General features: G+C 41.5%; 12 protein-coding genes. All 12 read right to left on the reverse strand.

Going from position 1 to position 21,968, the window contains the following annotated elements; all coding sequences use genetic code 11:
• Nucleotides 1-8: 8 nt before the first annotated feature.
• Nucleotides 9-1,925, reverse strand: coding sequence for an ATP-binding cassette ATPase Uup (gene uup, locus QQK00_RS05260; protein ID WP_284216428.1), 1,917 nt, complete (start codon nucleotides 1,923-1,925; stop codon nucleotides 9-11).
• Complete coding sequence (locus tag QQK00_RS05265) at nucleotides 1,922-2,152, reverse strand: glutaredoxin family protein (protein WP_284216429.1); 231 nt, start codon at nucleotides 2,150-2,152, stop codon at nucleotides 1,922-1,924. Before QQK00_RS05265 ends, uup begins: the two co-directional genes overlap by 4 nt.
• Nucleotides 2,149-4,287: a bifunctional 23S rRNA (guanine(2069)-N(7))-methyltransferase RlmK/23S rRNA (guanine(2445)-N(2))-methyltransferase RlmL gene (rlmKL, locus tag QQK00_RS05270; RefSeq protein ID WP_284216430.1), complete on the reverse strand. Its 2,139-nt coding sequence runs from the start codon at nucleotides 4,285-4,287 to the stop codon at nucleotides 2,149-2,151. Before rlmKL ends, QQK00_RS05265 begins: the two co-directional genes overlap by 4 nt.
• Nucleotides 4,280-5,284, reverse strand: a complete 1,005-nt coding sequence (pyrD, locus tag QQK00_RS05275) for a quinone-dependent dihydroorotate dehydrogenase (RefSeq protein ID WP_284216431.1) — start codon at nucleotides 5,282-5,284, stop codon at nucleotides 4,280-4,282. Before pyrD ends, rlmKL begins: the two co-directional genes overlap by 8 nt.
• A 58-nt stretch (nucleotides 5,285-5,342) precedes the next feature.
• A complete protein-coding gene (locus QQK00_RS05280; RefSeq protein ID WP_284216432.1) occupies nucleotides 5,343-10,181 on the reverse strand; it encodes an NAD-glutamate dehydrogenase in 4,839 nt (1,612 codons plus the stop codon).
• Between the two features lie 250 nt (nucleotides 10,182-10,431).
• A complete protein-coding gene (locus QQK00_RS05285; protein ID WP_284216433.1) occupies nucleotides 10,432-12,753 on the reverse strand; it encodes an efflux RND transporter permease subunit in 2,322 nt (773 codons plus the stop codon).
• Nucleotide 12,754: 1 nt separating this feature from the next.
• On the reverse strand, nucleotides 12,755-13,852 hold the full coding sequence (locus QQK00_RS05290; protein ID WP_284216434.1) for a WD40/YVTN/BNR-like repeat-containing protein: 1,098 nt from the start codon (nucleotides 13,850-13,852) through the stop codon (nucleotides 12,755-12,757).
• A gap of 65 nt (nucleotides 13,853-13,917) precedes the next feature.
• Complete coding sequence (locus tag QQK00_RS05295; protein WP_284216435.1) at nucleotides 13,918-15,285, reverse strand: DUF1329 domain-containing protein; 1,368 nt, start codon at nucleotides 15,283-15,285, stop codon at nucleotides 13,918-13,920.
• Nucleotides 15,286-15,295: 10 nt separating this feature from the next.
• Complete coding sequence (locus QQK00_RS05300) at nucleotides 15,296-17,371, reverse strand: DUF1302 domain-containing protein (protein WP_284216436.1); 2,076 nt, start codon at nucleotides 17,369-17,371, stop codon at nucleotides 15,296-15,298.
• Between the two features lie 161 nt (nucleotides 17,372-17,532).
• Nucleotides 17,533-17,757 (reverse strand): DUF2835 family protein, encoded by a 225-nt coding sequence (locus QQK00_RS05305; protein WP_284216437.1) that lies wholly within the window; start codon nucleotides 17,755-17,757, stop codon nucleotides 17,533-17,535.
• 62 nt (nucleotides 17,758-17,819) lie between these two features.
• Nucleotides 17,820-20,468 carry an aminopeptidase N gene (gene pepN / locus QQK00_RS05310; protein ID WP_284216438.1) on the reverse strand — a complete coding sequence of 883 codons (2,649 nt, stop codon included), beginning with the start codon at nucleotides 20,466-20,468 and terminating at the stop codon, nucleotides 17,820-17,822.
• Between the two features lie 18 nt (nucleotides 20,469-20,486).
• Nucleotides 20,487-21,965, reverse strand: coding sequence for a Na+/H+ antiporter NhaC (gene nhaC, locus QQK00_RS05315; protein WP_284216439.1), 1,479 nt, complete (start codon nucleotides 21,963-21,965; stop codon nucleotides 20,487-20,489).
• Between the last annotated feature and the right edge of the window lie 3 nt (nucleotides 21,966-21,968).

The raw sequence follows: 21,968 nt of genomic DNA on the forward strand, positions 1-21,968 counted from the left end.
AATCCTGCTTACTGCGCGTTATTATTCTTATCTTCTAATATCTGCCAACGTTCAAATGTCGCATCTAGCTTTTCTTCTAGCTTAGCTAATTCATCCAATACTGGCTGGGTTTCATCAACGTTTTTTTGAAAAAAATCTGGATGGTTAATCTTTTCTTGCAGAGTTTCAATGTCTGTTTCGATGGTATCAATTTCTTGAGGTAACAATGTTAGCTCTCTTGATTCCTTGTAAGATAACTTTCCACTTTTATTATTACTGTTTGACGACTTTTGAGGCTTCTCTTTTTCTTTCTTTTCGCTTTCGACAGTCGCCTGAATATGTTTTTCTTGTTGCGCATACCAAGCAGCCATATCTGCGTACCCACCAACAAACTGGCGAATATTACCATTGTTTTCAAAAGACAAACAGCTTGTTACAACATTGTCGATAAAAATACGATCATGACTGACCAACAATAGCGTTCCTTCATAATCCATTAATAATGACTCTAGGAGTTCGAGTGTTTCGACATCCAGATCATTAGTTGGTTCATCCAGTATCAATAAGTTATTTGGCTTGAGCATGAGCTTGGCTAGCATTAGGCGGTTTTTCTCTCCACCTGAGAGCGCTTTAACCGGCACATTTGCGCGTTCAGGCGTAAATAAGTAGTCTTGTAGATAGCTAATGACGTGACGATTATGTCCATTCACAACGAGATCGCGCTTCCCATCTGCAACCGTATCTATCACTGTTTTTTCCAGATCTAGTTGACTACGGTGCTGATCAAAGTAAGCCACTTCGATATTCGTCCCACGAATGATCTCGCCTTTATCTGGGCTAAGCTCACCCAGCAATAATTTGATAAACGTCGTTTTACCTGAACCATTAGGGCCAATAAGCGCCAGCTTGTCGCCGCGACTGATCAATACGTTAAGCCCATTCACAATTGTTTTGTTTGAAAACCCATAACTCACGTTTTCTAACTCAAAGATACGTTTACCGGAGCGCGTAGTATTTGTTGCAGTAATAACCGCATTGCCACTTAGGTTTCGACGTTCTTTAAATTCATTTCTAAGTGCCTTTAACGCTCTGACTCGTCCTTCGTTGCGTGTCCGCCGAGCTTTGATACCTTGACGTATCCACACTTCTTCTTGCGCTAACTTCTTATCAAAGAGTTTATTTTGCTCCGCCTCAACCTCTAAGTCGTGGGCTTTTTTAACAAGATAATCGTCATAGTTTGTGTCGTAAGATGTCACTTTACCGCGATCAATATCTAATATGCGTGTAGCAACACGTTTAATGAATGCCCTGTCATGACTGATAAACACAACGGCACCTTGAAAAGACATCACAGTGTCCTCTAACCATTTGACGGTATCGATGTCTAAGTGGTTAGTCGGTTCATCTAATAGTAAGATGTCCGGCGATTGTACCATGGCACGCGCAAGTGCCGCCTTTCGTCGCCAACCGCCAGACAGTGCGGCTAGGCTTGATTCTGGTACAAGGTCAAATTGCGTCAACAACTGGTGAATCCGCTGTTCTAAGCCCCAGGCATTTTTAGTTTCCAGTTGCTCCTGCAAGGTCTGTAGCTTATTGAGGTTAGTCTCAGAGGGATCGTCAACAACAAGTGCGGTTTGTTTATTATAACGTTTGAGTAAATCGGCGTTATCTTTTAGCCCTTCTGCAACGTAATCAAATATACTTACATCTGTTCGTTGTGGCGGATCTTGCGACAGTCTTGATATCACTAACTCATGGCTAAACAACAATTGTCCATCATCTAGCTTAATGTCTTTGCTCAACACTTTAAGCAAGGTCGATTTTCCGCTGCCGTTGCGTCCTAAGATACACAAACGCTCATTTTCATGAACGTTAAAATTGGCACCATCCAATAGCGGTGGCTGCCCAAAAATAATGCTGCCGTTAATTACTTGCACTAAACTCATGCTAAAAATTCTTCAAGTTGCTTACTATCAAAAATCCATCCTAATTCTTTTTTACTATCGTCACGTTTTAGCACCGGAATACGCGCGCCATACCGGTGATATAAATCAACGTTATTGCGCACATTAACTTCTTCAACAATCAAATCATCTCTACCGAGCAAGCTTACAAGCGCCTTGGCTTGTAAGCATAAGCCACAATTTGGCCCTGTAAACAGAATTAACTTCATAAACTTAATACCCAACAGTGATGAATTTTTTGATTTCTCGAAAAATCTTCAGGGATACTTTGTTTAGTTATATTTTGGATCGTAAACCCAGACGCGACTATCGCTGTTTCGTCTAACTGAAAACTACGTAAATTGTTACTAAAGAAAATTTTGCCGTTTGGCTTTAAAATCGCTTTTACCGATTCAATCAAGGCAATGTGATCGCGTTGCACATCCCATGTATCCTGCATTCGCTTTGAGTTAGAAAATGACGGTGGATCTAAGAATATTCTATCGTAGCGGCATTGTTTTCTTTGCTGCGCTTGCGCTACCCATTCAATACAGTTTGCTTGCTCAAATACATTGGCGCCTTTAATGCCGTTTAGCACAAAGTTGTCTTTTGCCCACTGTAGATATGTGTTCGACATATCCACTGAGGTTACCGAACGTGCACCACTAAGTGCTGCATGCACTGACACGCTGCCAGTATAACAAAACAAATTAAGTACATCTGCACCAGCGCATTGTGCCGCAAACATTTGCCTAGTTTCTCGATGATCTAAAAACAAACCAACGTCTAAGTAGTCTTTTGGGTTAATCCAAAATTTAGCGCCATACTCATGCACGGTAAAACGCTTGTGTCTTGTCGAAACTTCTCGACTTGGTTTAGTTTTGTTTTTTTCGTATTGATTCTTGCCGGCCTGTTTTTTACGTGTTTTAACAACTAACTTTTTAGGATCGATACCGAGTGCTTTGGGCACATGCAAAATGGCATGCTGTAAACGTTCATTTGCCACTTTTTCAGGAATCGATTTAGGCGCTTGATACTCTTGCAGAATCACCCAATCGCCATACCTGTCAATCGCAAAATTGTAATTTGGTAAATCTGCATCGTAAACACGATAGGCGTCTGTGTGACCTTTATTAATCCACTTGGATAGTTTTTTTATGTTTTTCTTTAGGCGATTCGCTAGTTCGCTGTTCTCATCGACGACTGAGAACATTTCTAAATTCCCTTCGGTCATCTCATATAACGCTAGCTGACACTCAAGCTTACCGTTGAACAATTGATAACGTTTATGTGCCCGCAATTTTAAAGCTTTGAGTAGACTTTGTTCACTACAAAGTAAGGCGAGTTGCCAGTTGGCAAAGTGCGTCTTAAAATGTTCCCCTAATTCATCATAAAGCGGTAACATGCTGGCAAATTCACCGAGTCGTTCTCCGTAGGGCGGATTAGATACGATTTGCCCACTTTCTGTCGGTGGACGTAACTGAAGTGCATCCACTTGCTTAAACTCAATATAATCGATGACATTTGCACGCGTCGCATTTTCAATGGCTTTTTCTACCACTATCATGCTGACATCCGAGCCAAAAATTGGCATCTTGGGCTTGCTAATTTGTGCTTCAGCCTTTGCTTCTATTGCTTGCCAAGTCCGTAATTTATGCCCTAAATAAAAGTCGAAGCCCCACATGTCACGATGCATATTCGGTGGGATATTGGCGGCCATCATGGCAGCTTCTATCGCGATGGTACCAGAGCCGCACATAGGATCTAGCAATGGCGTATCGCCATTTGGTTGCCACCCACTGCGTTTTAGCATCGCAACGGCCACATGTTCTTTTAGTGGGGCGTCGCCAGTGTCTAAGCGGTATCCTCGCATATGTAAGCTATTACCGCTAAAATCAACGCATATATCAGCGTGCTCTCTAAACACCCTTACTTGAAACTTTATGTAAGCGTTGCTTTTGTCCACATTTGGACGCGGCAATTGTTGCTCTTGAAAACTATCGACGACGGCGTCTTTTACTTTTTGCGCAATAAACTGCGTATTACGCAACTCCCTATTGGCGCCCCGCGCAGTGATTAAAAAAGGCGTATCGCTGGCAAACACGTCTGGCCATTTAACACTACTGGCTAGAGAGTACAGCTTTTCTGCATCGTCAGCTCTACCAGAAGCAAGCACTACAAGTACTCGGTTTGCGAGTCTGCTGTGCAAACAAAGCGTATACGCTGCGCGCAAATCAGCGCTAAAACGACATTGCCCGGGCTTAACTCGGATACTGTCTAAATCTGTCTCATCACATAAATCCGCAATTTCAATTTTGAGTAATTCTTCTATACCGGTTGACGTGGTAACAATAATATCAGGCATTCACGAGCTCTTTAATTAGTTTGGGGCCTTGGTATATAAAGGACGAATATACTTGTAGTAAGCTAGCACCTGCATTTATACGCGCTTTGGCGTCATCTGTATTGGTAATACCACCAACCCCAATAATGGGTAACTTCCCGCCCAGTTTATCCGCAAGTAAGCGTGTAATTTCTTGGCTTTTATCTCGCAGCACTTTACCACTTAGCCCCCCCATCTCATTTGCGTGTACATGCCCTATAACAGTGTCGCGCGCTAAGGTTGTGTTTGTGGCTATAACTCCATCCATTTCAGTCGCTATTAATTGTTCTGCAATTTGAGCAATCGCGATTTCGTCATTGTCTGGGGCAATTTTAACTAGCAATGGTACATATTTCCCTGTCGCTTGTTGTTGCTTAAGTTGCGCTTCTTTTAAGCCACAAAGTAAGGTTTCCAGCGCATCACCAAACTGTAAATTACGCAATCCCGGTGTGTTTGGCGAAGAAATATTGATCGTGATGTATGATGCATGTGGGTAAACTTTATTTAAGCATATTAAATAATCATCAAGGGCACTCTCTTCAGGTGTGGTTTTATTTTTACCAATATTAATACCCAAAATACCATCAAATTTACTTTCTTTTACACGTTCAACTAAGTAATCAACGCCTTTATTGTTAAAGCCCATGCGATTAATAATTGCCTGATGCTCAGGTAAGCGAAACAAACGCGGTTTTTCGTTCCCCGCTTGAGGTTTAGGCGTTACTGTGCCGACTTCAATAAAGCCAAACCCCATTGCGGCAAACGCATCTATGCACTCAGCATTTTTGTCTAAACCCGCAGCTAAACCAACCGCATTTGGAAAATTGAGACCAAAGCACGTGACAGGCTTATTGGGTACAGTTTGTTTGTAGAGGCTATTTAACACATTGTGTTGAGAGCGTTTTAGAAATCCAAGGGAAACATCATGGCTCCACTCAGGATCGCAGCGTAATAAGGTTTTTTGAACTAATGAATACACAGTTTTCTCATAAAAAAGCCCTGCAATGCAGGGCTTGTTTTGCACTTGGTGCGCTATTTTAATGGTTAGTGCTTATACTTAACAGCATCAATTCACGTAAAGCGACAGAAAATTTTGCAAACTCATGGTTATCTGACGTTTTAAACTCAGACATCATATGATGCCAACGCGCTAACTTAGGCTTATTAGCTTGTGTCCAAGCATCTAAAATCTCGTCTGCACTTTGTTTCTTGCTACTTGAGTTTAATATAACAATAGCCAAAGCACGTTGCTGCCAATCAAGTTCTTCTCGGTATGAAGCCCTTGCCAATGCTTGCCAATGATTGGCAACGGATTGGTTATTGATCTGTTGTAAAAACCAATGTAACTCAAACTTATTACCTAATTGATAATAAATTCGCGCCACTAGTTCTACGTCATATGACTCTTCTTCTGCCACTTGTGCCAAGTCCAAACATGAGAACAAGTTACTTAAAGACGCAATACGCTTAGCTTCCGACTCTCCCACATGGTTGTCAATAAGCTCTTGTGTGCGCTTTTCAACTTCTTGCACTTCTTCGTTAACCAAGAAATTGTGTAAATTGGCGCTAACAACTTCAAATGCTTTTCGATACTTGGCAATGGCTTTGTCGATGGCCAAGTCTTTTTCGCCATGACGTATAAACCAACGACATGTTCTGCGTAATGCTCGACGCATATCATCAAGCACTTCGAGTTGAACATTTGCATCAATGACATTATCCAAATTTTCTACGGCGCACCATAAATCAGACATTTGGAAAACACCTTTTACTACCGAAAATGCCTGCACAATGTCAGCCACCTCTGCGCCGGTCTCTTCCTTAATACGATAAACAAAGTTTAAGCCCATATCGTTAACAATTTCGTTCGCAAGTTTAGTGGCAATAATTTCGCCACGTAATGGATGCTCCTGCATTTGCGCACTAAATTTACTTCTCAACACCCCGGGAAATGCTAGTTCTAGGTGCTGATTATAGTATGGGTTTTGGGTGATTTCGGGTATATTGAATTGCTCTTTTAATACCATTTTACCGTAAGCAATCAATACAGATAATTCTGGCCGCGTTAACCCTTTACCAGTCACCACTCGCTCAGATATTTCGTCATCGCTCGGAATAAATTCGAGTTCACGATTTAGTGCACCCTCGCGTTCTAGGCCATGTATAAAACGAAGCTGTTCTTTTATTTGTTTTACACCGCCAAGCTCGGTGATAGAAATAGATTGGGTCTGACGATAACAATCCTCTAGTACAATCGTCGATACGTCATCCGTCATATCATAAAGTAAGTTGTTTCGTTGCTTAACGGTTAAATCACCGTTACTAACAAGGTTATTAAGTAAGATTTTGATGTTTACTTCGTTGTCCGAACAATCAACCCCGCCGACGTTGTCGATAAAGTCGGTGTTGACACGGCCGCCATGTGCCGCGTATTCAATGCGGCCAAGCTGCGTTACGCCAAGATTCCCGCCCTCGCCTACTATCTTAGCGCGGACTTCATTCCCGTTCACTCGTAAACTATCATTGGCTCTATCTCCTACTTCCGCATGAGACTCCGCAGAGCTTTTGATGTATGTGCCAATGCCACCATTCCAAATAAGGTCTACGGGCATTTTTAGGATGTTATGCACAAGTTCATTTGGCGTCATTGTTGCCTGCTTAGTACCTAAACATTTCTTCATTTCGGGACTGAGCTTAATCGATTTTTCGCTACGTTTAAAAATACCACCGCCTTTGGAGATGAGTTTCCGATTATAGTCATCCCACGACAAAGAAGGGTCTTCAAATAAACGTAGACGCTCTTTGTAAGTAGTTTTTGGGTCTGGGTCCGGGTCGAAAAATATATGTAAATGATTAAATGCAGATACCAGTCTTGTGTATTCAGACAACAACATACCATTCCCAAATACATCACCAGCCATATCGCCAACTGCGACGCATGTAAAAGGTGTCGTTTGGCAATCGATACCAATTTCTCTGAAGTGGCGTTTTACCGACTCCCAGGCACCACGGGCAGTAATCCCCATTTTCTTATGGTCATAACCTACGCTGCCGCCAGAAGCAAAAGCATCACCTAACCAAAAATTGAATTCATCAGAAATACCATTAGCGATATCTGAGAACGTCGCTGTGCCTTTATCTGCCGCAACGACCAGATATGGGTCATCTTCATCTAGACGAACCACACTTTCAGGGTACACAACTTTGCCATCTACAATGTTATCGGTAATGTCCAGTAAACTCCGGATAAAGGTTTTGTAACACGCTTGCCCTTCTTCCTGAATTGCCGCTCTATCGGCGTTCTCTGGCATACACTTACATACAAAACCACCTTTAGCGCCGACCGGCACAATGACGGTATTTTTAACCTGTTGTGCTTTTACTAGGCCTAAGATCTCTGTTCTAAAATCTTCCATTCGGTCAGACCAACGCAAACCACCACGCGCCACTTTACCCCCACGCAAGTGCACACCTTCAATTCTTGGGGAGTACACAAAAATTTCAAACTTTGGCATGGGCAACGGCATGTCAGGAATAATTTCAGGTAATAACTTAAACGAGATATAAGGTTTTGCGTTACCTTCATTATCTTTTTGATAAAAATTAGTCCGCAACGTTGCCTTAATTAAATCTAAATAACGACGAATAATACGATCATCGTCCAAGTTAGATACCGCATCTAAAGACGCTAGTATCGCTTTTTCAGTACTGTCTATTTTCTTCTGATTACGTTTAATTTTCGGGTTAAAAATCAAATCAAATAAACTAATAAGTGACTTAGCAATATCGGGATAACTTGCCATTGTATTGGCAATATAGTCGATACTAAATGATGAGCCAATTTGGCGCATGTATTTGGCGTAAGCGCGAACGATCGTTACCATCCGGCCAGTAATACTCGCCCCAAGTATGAGTCGGTTAAAGGCATCGTCTTCTAACTTGGTATCCCATACATTGGCAAAACCGTCTTGAAAAAGCGCCTGTGCTTTTTCCATGTCAAAATCGCTGCTACGTTTATGTAGCATACTAAAGTCCATTACCCAATTCACAGCACCATCTTCACTGGTGACTTTGTAGGGGCTTTCGTCAATCACCCGTAAACCAAAATTCTCAAGCATCGGCAACACATCTGACAAATGTATTGGTTCGTGCCGATGATAAAGTTTTAGTTTCACAACATCGCTTTCACTACCTTCCTCTTGAGGTCTGTAAAAAAGAATATCTAAGCAATTGTCGTCACATAATTCTTCGATTCGTTGTAAGTCAACTAAGGCTGCACTTGGCAGATTTTGATCGGCATAACTATGGGAAAAGGCGTTGCTGTACTTTTGCTGAATACCTTTACCCTTCTCTTCACCGTACGCAGAAACGATTTTAAGATTTAATTTGTCTTGCCATGTTTTGGTTAATTCGACGATATTGTTTTCAATTTCGTTCACATCGAACTCCATATTATTGTTATCAACACGCGCAATATAATGCGTTCTCGCATACACAGACTCAGAGAAGTACGTCGTAAACTCAACATCACCTTTCGCCTTTAGAGACCGTTTCAACAGGGCCTGCGTTTCACGCCTTAACTTTGTGTTGTAACGTTCTCGTGGTACGTACACCATGCACGAAAAAAATCGTCCAAAAGCGTCTTTACGCACAAAAAAACGGCTAATACCGCGTTCCTGCATTTGAAAAATACCCATAATGATCTTGGCAAGTTCATCATCGGGGGTTTGTATTAGCTCATCCCTAGGGTACGTTTCGACGATATTCACAAAGGCTTTATAAGCATGTGTTCCTACCTCAAACCCAGAAATTTGACACATGCGGTCAATTTTTTCTTTCAACATCGGTAAATCTGCGGCGCTGCTATTGTAAAATGCTGCAGAGTAAAGGCCTAAGAAACGATGCTCACCACAGACATTGCCGCTACTATCAAATACCTTAATGCCAATATAATCCATGTAAGCTGGACGGTGTACTTTAGAGTATGAATTCGTCTTTGTTAAAATTAACGGCTTGTTAGATAAAGCTTCTTCACGTGCACTAGCAGGTAAATTTGATAGCAATCTGTCACGATCGTTAATTGAGTTTTTCATCAAACCCAAACTGCTATCGTTTTTAGGGATCCATCGGTGATCGCCTTCAACGGCTTTTACATCATAATAACGGTAGCCCATTAAGGTAAAATTATGATCATTTAGCCAGTTTAAAAACGTTTTACCTTGTGATTTAACGTCTTTATCCGCTTTACTTTTTGACTTATCAAAGTCTTTTGTCACATCCGCTAATTTATCGCGCATTGGATGCCAGTCACTTACCGAAAGTGAAACATCACTTACCACAGAATCTAATTCGGCAGTTAATGCTTCAATATCACTCGCGCGTGATTGGCGGTCAATCTCAATAAAGAATACGGTTTCAGACACATCATTCTTTTTACGAGATGAAGCGTCAGAAAAAGCGCTAACACGATTATGTTTGTCACGGCTTATATGCATTGGTGCATGCAACATCAAGTGTGACGTAATATTCATACGATTGATGGCCATTCGAATTGAATCGACCAAAAACGGCATGTCATCGACTATCAATTCAATAATGGTATGTGATGACTGCCAGCCGTGTTTAGCGATCTCAGGATTAAATACTTTGATGATGGATTTACCTGAATGCTTATCTTGTAATTGCTGCCATAAGCTCAAAATAGCGCCATACAAATCGCTATCGCTGCGTCCTTGGAGGTCGTCGAAGGACATATTTTTTAAAAGTATTTGTCCAAATTGTTGGACTAAACTTGCTTGTTCAGGATTTACTTTGCTGTGTATTAGTGAAAAAACTTGCTCCAACAGCACCGAATTTTTTTGCTTGGTCACCGTCATAAATTGTCCCAAATTCTTCTGTCGTTAGTGTGATTAGTGAGTCTTTAAAATAAGTAACATTCCGTATCACTTATTACACGTATTCTATTGAATATAGACTTCTATCGGACATTTTCCTAAAAATATTAATAGTTTACTACTAAAAAATAACCAATTTTTTACAACTTGCATGACTATATTCTTTTATTGCATAAAAAAAGCCCCTTAGGGCTTTTTAATAAATACTTAAGTAAAAATAATTTGGAACAGCTTATTTGCCAGGTGATTTTTTATACCATAGCAAACGCGCGATCGCAGGCAAGACAATGATCGCGCCGAGCATGTTCACTAAAAACATAAAGGTTAAAAGAATCCCCATATCAACTTGGAATTTTAGAGATGAGAATACCCAAGTACTCACGCCTATCGCTAACGTGATGCCGGTAAACAACACGGCACTGCCGCGTTCTTTCAGTGCCTCATAATAAGCCTGTTGGACGCCTAAGCCTTGTTTTAACTTAGTATTCATCGTTGACAGTATGTAAATACCGTAATCAACGCCGATGCCAACACCCAATGCAATAACTGGTAAGGTAGATACTGTGAGTCCAATGTCTAAGAATGTCATTAGCGCTTGCGCTAATATGGATACAACATAAAGCGGAATGACGACGGCTAGCGTTGCTCTTAGCGATCTAAAGCTCAACAGACATAAAAGAATGACTGCCCCAAACACATAAAACAACATCGGGATTTGTGACGATTTTACCGCTTCATTTGTCGCCGCCATTACACCTACCGGGCCTGACGCCAATCTAAACGCGAGATCCTCGGACGAATATTCGTCTCGTAAGGCTTTTACTGCATCCACGATGGTGTTTATGGTTTCTGCCTTATGATCTTCCATAAATAAAATGATCGGCATTGCCGAGCAATCACCATTCAACAAACCTGAAGACGTTGGCACTCTCGACACAGCTTGCACCATCGTCGATTGATTACGAGGCAGAACGTGCCATTTTGGATTCCCTTCGTTATAACCAGCGTTCACTTTTTTTGCTACTGACGCTAAAGATATCGCGGATTGAACACCAGGTACATTCTGCATCCGCCATTGAAAATCATCTATCGCCGACATCACTGAATGACTTGTACAGGCTTCTGGCGTAGCCTCAACAATGACTGATATATAGTCGACTGTAATTTCGTACCGATCAGTAATCAAAAAAGTGTCTTGATTGTATCGTGAATCTCCATGCAAGGCTGGCGCACCTGCATGTAAATCACCAATTTTAAGCTGTTGTGATTGAACGTAGCCAAGTATGAATAATATAGATGTAGCGATTACGATTGCCGGTGCATATTTTTTACCTGCAAACCCCGCGATAAATTTCCAAAACTCACCGCCATGCGACTTTTCCAAATAATGGCGTTTATTTTTTTCAGATAGACGTATGTACGACATTAAAATGGGTAGTAACAACAGGTTTGTTAAAATAATGACAGCAACCCCCATTGAAGCAGTGATCGCAAGCTCTCGAATAATGCCGATATCGATAACCATCAATGTCATAAAACCAATAGTATCAGACAATAAGGCAATGCCTCCCGGCAGCAACAAACTATTAAACGCTCGCTGCGAGGCTGCTTTAACTGACATCCCTTGCGCCGCTCGCTTACCTACTGCATTTATCATCTGTACGCCATGGCTAACGCCAATCGCAAATACTAAAAATGGCACGAGGATTGACATCGGATCCATCCCAAAACCAAATAAGGTTAGTAGGCCCAATTGCCAAATAACTGCAATAAATGAACATACGATGGGTAAAAACGTTAATGTGACTGAACGGCAAAAGAAAAACACCATAACAGCCGTTATACCAATAGCAATAGCAAAGAAAATCAACACATCTTTTGCGCCGTTGGCAACATCACCAATCATTTTCGCAAAACCGATTATATGAATACTGATACCATTAGATTCGAATTCACTACGTAATTGAGCTTCCAATTCTTCTGCAATCATCAAGGTATCAAGTGGTAAGCCTGATTCTGGATCAATATCGAGCAATTGTGCAGTCACCATCGCGCACGAAAAATCACTTGCCACTTGTCGACCAACGATACCCGCTTTGCCAATGTTCTTTTTCACTAAGTCCAGTGCGGCGGGATTAGACGAATCAAAATCTGCGGGTATTACTGGACCACCAGAAAACCCACCCTCTACAATTTCTGTAAAACGTGTTGACGGAGAGAACAACGAAACGACTAAAGAACGGTTAACGCCATTTATAAAAAATAACTGATCGTGAACACCTTTTAATGTATCAAAGAATGCTTGATTAAATATGTCAGAATCAGTATCACAAACCGACACTAGAATATTATTCGCGCCGCCAAAGTTATCTTTATACTGAATATAGGTCTGCATATATTCATGGTTTAACGGAATGTTCTTAGTAAAACCGGCATCTAGCTTAAGCTGCGTTGCTTGGTAACATAGAAATATAGTGATTAACGCGAAAATGGCAAATAAGCTATTCCGATGTTTAAATACAAGCCGCTCGCTGCGGTCAATAAACGTATTCATATTAATTTGTCACCACTACTTTTTTTATACCTTCTTGCGTTACTAAACTTAGAGACTCGTTAAATACGAGTCCATTCGCGATGGATGACGATATATTACTGGGTAAGCGAGTCACCGCTATATGCGGTTGACAATTGTCGTTAGCATGGCGCGTTCTCGAATTATGAGACGCTCGACCAACATAGTTAAGTTGTTCAGTATCTATATATAAAATGACACCGTCATTACCTACCACAAAAGCACCATTATCCTGACTAATGATAGCGTTAAGTGACGTAGTGACACAGGTATCTAAAAAAAACCAGTTGCCATTGTCAATGCGCGCAAACATATTTCCGCGAAGTCCGACGGCTAACTGTGTATTGTCTGATATTTGCGCAAAGTCAAAAAATGACCCTTGATAATCCATATCCATGCGCTGCCATGACGAGCCACTGTCGTCACTTAACGCGAGTAAGCCTGCCTCACCAGCCAGCATCAAACGTCCATTGGCATGCCGTATTCGATTAAAATGCGGCAAAATATATGCAAGTTCTTCCTGATAAAATTCAGGTTCATTTTTAATACTGTCGAGATAGTCAATATCTTCTTTGCTTAACACGGACGCATGCAATTCAGGTAACCACGTTTTTCCGCCATCGATGGTTCGATAAAACGTACCATAGGCTCCGACCGCGATACCCTCAGTTGGAGATAAAAATAAGATATCCAAAAATGGGCGGTCTAAAGCAACATCAGAATAAACCAAGGACCAAGAATCACCATTATTGACTGACTGTAGAATAGTTGCGTCATGCCCAACAGCCCAATAGTTTTGTTCTATTTGTGTTATCGCAGTTAAGGTAGCGGTAGTAGGCACTGGTACTTGTTTTACGTGAACTCGCATCGTTGTGTCGGCTGGTTCTTTAGCGAGATCAAATTTAACAATATGCCCTCGTTCACCTACAGCAATAGCGTGATTGTCACGGTTCTCTAAATCCAATAGCAACGAACTGCTTACCAACGGCGCCATGAATGTCTGCAGCGCGGACGTGGAATAACTAGTATTAAACAGCCCACAGAATAGTAATACAGCAATGAGTAAGTGTTTTTTTATCACACACAACCTTTCAAAATGATTTACTACAAATAAAAACGGTTGGCTAGGCCAACCGTTTTTATAATCTAACGTTTGCCTTCACGTCTCAGTGCTTGCGGTGTAAAATCCCGATCACTGGGTCGCACAGTAAAATCATACATACGTTCTTCGTTATCTAAGCCTAAGGCTAAATATCTGCGCGAATTAAGGTCGTGATATACGTCCATTGTAGACCAGTGCGTACGCACATCGTAGTAGTTAAGCCCATACGCCAACGCTACTCTGTATAACTCACCACGGTTATCATACATATCAGCGACATGAATTTGCCAGCTGTCTTCATCAATATAAAACACGCGTTTTTGATAAATATGTCTAAATTCGTCTTTTAATGTCGCTTCAACCACCCAAACACGGTGCTTTTCGTAACGCGTTAAATCAGGATTAATGTGCCCAGGTTGTAATATTTCTTCATATTTAACCTTATCACTATGTAGTTTATAACTGTTATACGCAATAAAAAGTTCTTTTTTACCTTTTAGCTCCCAATTATAGCGATTTGGCGAGCCATTAAATATATCAAAATCGTCTGTTGTTCGTAAACCGTCAGCGGCAGTTCCCGGTGCATCATAGGCAATATTGGGGGCTCTTCTTACGCGACGTTGGCCCGTATTATATGTCCAAGCCTGACGAGGTTCTTTAATTTGATCAACCGTTTCGTGTACTAGTAATGCAGTACCGGCAAGCCTCGCGGGGCTTGTCACAGATTGCTTAAACTTAAACAGCACATTTTCTTCAAGCAATCTTTCTGGTGTCATCCCTGATTCAGAATATTTTAGTAATAAGGTTTCGTCAAACCCAATAACATTATAGTCACCACCAGCCGTAACAGCTGCTTGCCCACCATACCGTTGTACCCCATACCCACGATACCTAAGTGTATGATTCCATATCGCTTCTACCCCAGATTGTGGAATAGGAAAAGGAATACCAATAGCAGCGCCTTTAATGCCGTTGCCACCATCTAATAATTCTGCACTGACGGCATTTGCCTTTGTCGCATCGTAAATTTCTTGAGGGGTTGAAGCCGTCCGTCGAGTAACATACACAGGCATCCTAAAAGTATCAGGATAGGCTTCAAAAAGTGCTTTTTGACCATCACTTAACTGGTCGCCGTATTCTTTATAATTACTTGAGGTTATTGTAAATAGTGGTTTATCTTCGGGAAAGGGATCAATATGGAAATCTCCTTGCGAAAAACCAGCGGGAGCAGCGGTAATACCGCCACTCCATGCTGGAATACTGCCATCAGCATTACCCATTTTTTCACCACCTAGCGGCGTTAATTCGTTACCTAGTTTTGCAGCTTCAGCGTCAGATACTTTTGCAAGTGATGTTGTGCTAGAGAACACAATCGCAATACTGGCTGCAATCAGCCCTATCTTTTTAATCATATTAGTGTCCTTAAATTGCGTACTTGATATTAAATGATGCAAAATCTCTATCTGCAAGACCGTTAGTTGTACCTAAGCCTCCCCAAAAAGAGCTGTAAGACGCGGAAAATGACCATTTATTCAAGTAATCGAAGGTCAATGATAAATTGCTAGATTTTCTGTCTTCTTGGAATAAAAACAGAGGATCTGGCGTTGTGCCGTCAACATCGTGAGAAAATGTACCTCTCACGCGTAAATTAACACCTGAGAACACGTTATTGAAATCAGCGACCGCCAAAATTCGATACCCCCACGCATCATCGGTAGAGAATGGATTGGTTTCAGGCCCATCAGATAATCCAATGTGCAGGCCTTCTCTGAAGTTTGGTGGATTGCTACCAGGCACAGGCTCTAAAGACGCTGTGCGCGCCGTACCTGGCGCATTTAGACGAATAAGGTCGGGGTCAGGAAAGTCTTCAACCTTCACGTATCCCGCTTCACCCAATAAAATAAAGTTGTCCGTTCCCAATATTGGGCCAAACACATGCGATGCTGTCATCTGTAACTGCATTGTGTCAGAAAGCAAGAAACCTTCCGCCGTTTCACCCGGACCAACACCACGACCAATATTATTCAACTGCGAGATGCCCGCTAAATCTGGACGTAAACCAGCGTTAGCAAGCTGTTCAGGCATACCTTGATACAACAACTCTACATCATCTATTTGTAAAGGCTCATCAATACGGTAAGCAATTTCACCCGCAAGCGCAGTCTCACCGACATTGGTGTTAAAACTAACGCCGTATAATTTAATATCTTCAGGGTATGTAAAACGCGCTTCCGTAAACGCCTGCAAATCTGCCAAAGTATCTCTTGTCACACCTTCAGTTACGAGCATATTCAAATCACGACCAATACTTTCCGGTGTGAAATTAGACGTCACGCCCGAGATTAAAGGCCGCTGACTATGGTAGTTTATATGATAGAAGCCAAACTCAGTTTCATTCAAATTTTCAGCAAACCAACCTAACTTAATACCGTATTGACCTGAGTCACTAGCTTCTTCATGCGCGGCATCACTTTTCGCGCGGACAGCAACTTTTGTCGGGTAAGCCAAGTAAGCCTGACTTGCTTGGGCTTGCGAAATCATGCCGGAAGACAAGGCTTGCCCAATCCCATTTAACTGCGTTATCAAGGTATCGGCATCAATGTCAGGGTTGCCAGTAAAGCCCAATTGAACATTGTTGAAAGAACCACCCTCGCCTGCAAAGTCATTGCCGGCAAAATAGCTGCCTGCGACGGGTAGCAACGAACGTTCATATTCATACTGATAGTAAGCCGACAAGCTCATAGTATCTGTAAACCCTATATCGGCAAACACCATACCTACTGGGATAAAGACTTCTTTGAGCTCAGCCCCTGGTGCCCTTGCACGAGTAACATCGACTGGATTTGTCGTATTTATACCATGCTGAATAAATGTGCTCTCTCCCCAAGATACCACTTGGTCACCTAGGCGAATACTGATTGGTACATCACCAGCATAAAAATCAGCATAAACGAAGAAGTCCAATAATCGAATATCTCGACACAACTCATCACGCGCTTTATCATCGCGACAAGGATCGACTGTATTACCCGTTATCGGATTTTGCCAATCACGGTCTGAGTCCATCAACTCAAAATCATAAAAATAGAAACCTCGCGCAAAAAATCCAAAGTCGCCGTACCTCACATCTAATTCGTGTAACCCGACGACTTGCGTTGAAAATGCCTCACCAGGATCGAAACTTAAGTTACCTAAATCGCCATTTGTAGAATATGCGCCATTTCCTCTCGCCCAAACATCAGCACTAGGATAAATTACGTTTGTCGCAGCGTTATAACCACGCCAGTCAAATTGAGGGCTGTTACTATTTCCGATCAGGCTTTGATCTCTGTCTTCGACACGAATGCTGGTAGCAAGCGTGAAGTTTGAATCTAAAGTGACGTCTAAATCACCGAAATTCCAATTTGCTGCATTTGCACTTAAAGATGCTGCGGATAATACTGCGGCAACTCCCACTGCTACTGTCGTTTTATTATATGCACGAGGCTTTTTTGACATGCGTGTACTTTCTCCAATTTAAGCGATACTACTAATTAGTGTAGACACAAGTTCTGAATTAACAAAAATATTACATTATTTTATATTAATCGCAAGAACTAATCGTACCAGTTGAAGCCAATTACATCTACTACTTTGATTTTTATACTTTTTGCACTCTACTAAGATAATCTGATGAGTGTTTTGAAGTTGTTATTTTCGTCGACGATGAGTTTAAATACACCAAAAATGCCAGATGGGGTTAAAAACTTGAGAATATGCTTTTTCAATAATTGAAGACGTTTTCCATCTTTGTCTTCAACGACAATGTATTTGATATCAGTAAGGTATAAATCCTGACATTGGGCATAATTCATTGAAACCGAAAACGTAAACGTTTTATCCATAAGCGTTGAAATCGTAGAGGGTTAATAGACTAGTCACTGACTAAATATAATGCGCGAATACGTTAGTTAGCGCTAGAAGTAAGTGCTTTGCTAGCTTTTTCAAATAGATCTCTGCTGAGGCCTTTGCTAGTAAAGATTCGCTCAATTTGAGACTTCATTAGCGACTTGTAAGGCTCGTTAAAACTCTCAAATTGAAGTAAGGGGGTGACAATTCTACTAGCTACTTGTGGGTTCACTTTATCTAAATCCAATAAATAATCACCTAAATATTTATATCCCGCCCCATGTTTTTGGTGAAACCCAAGCGTGTTGTAAAATGCAAAACTACCGATTAACGCCCTAACTTTGTTAGGGTTATTAATCGTAAATTGACCATGTGCTCGAAGTAAATCTAACTGTGCAAGAATATCGACGCGTTTTGTGGTGGCGTGTAAGCCAAACCATTTATCCATAATCACCGCATCGTGTCCAAACTCTTGCTCAAAACTAGACATCAATTTATCGAATAAATCAATATTCTCAATTTGGCAAACCTTCAGACAATTCAGCCTATCGGTCATGTTGTCTGATTGAATATAACGCTGCTCAATCTCAAGTAGTGCAGCATTGCGTGTATCTTCATTCAATACAGCTAACTTCAACCAACTAGCATTTAATGCTCGCTGGTTCACCTGCTCAACTGAATACTGATATGTAGCTACTTGACTAGCACTAAGGCACGCTAACGCATGACCTCCTATATGTTCGGCAAACGATTTTTGCACATACTCACTCGCGTCTTCAAACGCAATTGGATCTATCGTCTTAAGGCCTGTTCGCGCTGTTTCTGTGCTTGGTAATGACAATAACTCAACGAGTACGTCACCCTCTATATCTGCATTGACTAAAACGTTCGCGTACTCAGACAAAACACCCTGAACGTCAAGTGTGTTTCTATTATTGATGAGTTTGTCACCTCTCGGGGTTGCGTTGCTTATTTGCATAGCATAGCGCGCTTGAATACACGCACTAAAAACGCGTTGACTAGCGTCCCATTTGGCATAACTAGAACTTGCATACCTAATAATATGAAGTAGTTCAGGTATTGAGTAGTCATAATCTATGACGACAGGCGCAGAAAATTTATCTAACAATACAGGCGTTAAATTTGTCCCTTCGACTGAAAACGAATTGTGTTGCTCATTCACAATAATGCTACTATTGGTTAAGCTAGGGGCGTCAACTACCTTGCCAGACGTATCTAAAAACTCAGCAACTATTGGCACAAATAAAGGCGATTTCTCTTTTTGGTCAGCCGTTTTAGGGTTTACTTGCGTAAACGTAAACTCCGTTGTTGCGGCCAAGTCATTTTCTTTTTTACTTACCGCAATCAATGGCGTGCCACTTTGCGAATACCATTGCCTAAAATGCTGCAAATCCATATTATTTGCAGTTGCCATAGCATCAACAAAGTCGTCACAAGTAACGGCCTCGCCATCATGGCGAGCAAAATACAAATCCATACCTTTTCTAAATCCCTCAGCAGACAACAAGGTATGTAACATTCTGATTACTTCAGCGCCTTTGTCATATACTGTAACGGTATAGAAGTTATTCATTTCCATCACTTCATCAGGGCGTATTGGGTGGCTCATAGGCCCTGTGTCTTCAACAAATTGATGTTCACGCATAACTTTTACTTGGGAGATTCTTGTCGACAAGTAGCTACTCATATCCGCGCTAAATTGTTGATCTCGAAATACCGTTAAGCCTTCCTTTAAGCTTAATTGAAACCAATCTCTACACGTTACCCGATTCCCTGTCCAGTTATGGAAATATTCATGAGCAATGATAGATTCAATATTAAAAAAGTCTTCGTCAGTGGCTGTTTTAGCATCTGCAAGTACAAATTTAGAATTGAAAACATTGAGTCCTTTATTCTCCATCGCCCCCATGTTGAAGAAATCAACAGCAACGACCATGTAGACATCTAAATCATATTCAAGCCCGTAGGTATCTTCATCCCACTTCATTGCTTTTTTAAGCGAATCAAGGGCGTGTTGACCTTGTTGCAAGCGACCTTTTTCAAGATAAAGCTCTAGGTTAACTACTCTGCCTGAGCGCGTAATGAAGGTGTCAACTAACAAATCAAAATCGCCCGCCACAAGCGCAAATAAATAACTTGGCTTTGGATGGGGATCGTGCCAAACAGCAATATCAGTATCACCTTCTTTATATCGCTTCACTAAATTGCCGTTAGACAAGAGATACTTATTTGGCGCATCCGTCGTGCGTATTGTCACAGTAAATATAGAAAGTACGTCTGGCCTGTCTAAGTAATACGTTATTTTACGAAACCCTTCCGCTTCACACTGTGTGCAATACGCGTCCTGCGTATAATATAAGCCTTCGAGTGAGGTGTTCTGTTTAGGGTTTATTTCTGTGACAATTTTTAGCTCTACAGAATCGCAATCTATGCATAGTTTTAACCCTGACGCATTTAATTCGTATTCGTCTGAGGATAGCGCTTTATCGTTAACACTGACAGATACCAGGCACAACTCTTCGCCATCCAAGGTAATATGACTTGCCTTTGTATTTTGCCGCTTTACCAGTAGTACACTTGTGACGACGGTTTTTTCAGGAAATAAATCAAAGGTTAACGCTGTTTCACTAATTAAAAAGTCGGGCTTTTCGTAGTCAAGCCTGCGCTTTACAATATGCTCTGCCATGATGAATATTCCTGAAAATTATTTTGCTATCTCAACTTTTGGCGGTGTTAGCCTTAAAATTTTGATACCGAAGAAAGCGTAAATCACGGCTAGCACCGGATTAATAAGGTTAAAGAATGCATAAAAAACATAGTCAAGTGGACTGACTTGAAGTACACCGTGCATATAAGCGCCACAGGTATTCCAAGGAATCAACGGTGACGTAATCGTGCCCCCATCCTCTAAGCTACGAGATAAATTTAACTGGTGAAGATGGCGTTTTTCATATTCTTCTTTATACATGCGCCCCGGCATTACGATAGCAATGTATTGGTCAGCAGTAACTAGGTTGGTACCAATACAGGTCAAAATTGTTCGCGTAACCATATCTCCAGCGGTGGTAGCACCTTTTAGAATTGCAGACACAATTGCTTTTAACAACCCAACGCGTTCCAATACAGCGCCAAATGACATGGCGCAAATGATTAACCAAATAGTATTCAGCATGTTCGACATGCCTCCTCTCGACAAGAGGTCATCTAAGTTACCATTTCCCGTGGAAAAACTTACGCCGTCAAACATCGCAACCCAAACAACTTGTAAGCTCGTAATAAAATTGCCGTGCTGATTTTCTAACATGCCTAACACAACATCTTGTTGAAATAGCATCGACCAGATTCCACCGAGCGCGGCGCCAATAGCAACCGCAGGGAACGCAGGCATTTTATTTATCGCCAATGCCAATAGTACAAATAATGGAATAAGCGTATACCAAGCGATATTAAAATTCTGTTCTAACAACGTTCGCATTTCTGCAATACGCACGTCAGAATTACCCACGTCTTCTTGTAAGCCCAATATGACGAACAAGACCATCGCAATAATAAAGCTGGGGACAGTTGTCCATAACATATACTTGATATGTTCAAACAAATCTGTACCGGCGATGGCGGGGGCTAGGTTTGTTGTTTCAGACAGTGGCGATAGTTTATCACCAAAATACGCACCAGAGACAATCGCGCCAGCCGTAATAGGTAACGACATATCCATACCAGTTGCAACACCAATGAGAGCGACACCAATGGTGGCTGCCGTCGTCCATGAGCTACCAATACTCATTGCCACCACTGCACAAATAATACATGCTGCTGCATAAAATAGACTTGGATTTAGCAGTGATAGGCCGTAATAAATCAAGGTGGGCACGGTGCCAGCTAGCATCCATGTGCCAATGAGCGATCCTACGGCTAATAAAATTAAACAAGCGCCGAGTGACATCGATATGCCAGTCACAATGCCCTTTTCTATCGACTTCCAAGAATGGCCATTTTTTAAGCCAATTGTTGCGGCGATGAACATTCCGATAAGTAAGGCAATTTGATTTGGTCCGTAGGAAGAATCAGCACCAAATAAATACACTGCACTTCCCATAAGGATAACCAGAAAAACAATGGGAATTAAAGAATCTACCAGCGATGGCTCTTTAAGAGGTAATGCTTTTTGTGTTGGCTCTTGCATGGT

The sequence above is a fragment of the Agaribacter marinus genome, assembly GCF_030160655.1.
GTDB classification, from domain to species: domain Bacteria; phylum Pseudomonadota; class Gammaproteobacteria; order Enterobacterales; family Alteromonadaceae; genus Glaciecola; species Glaciecola marina.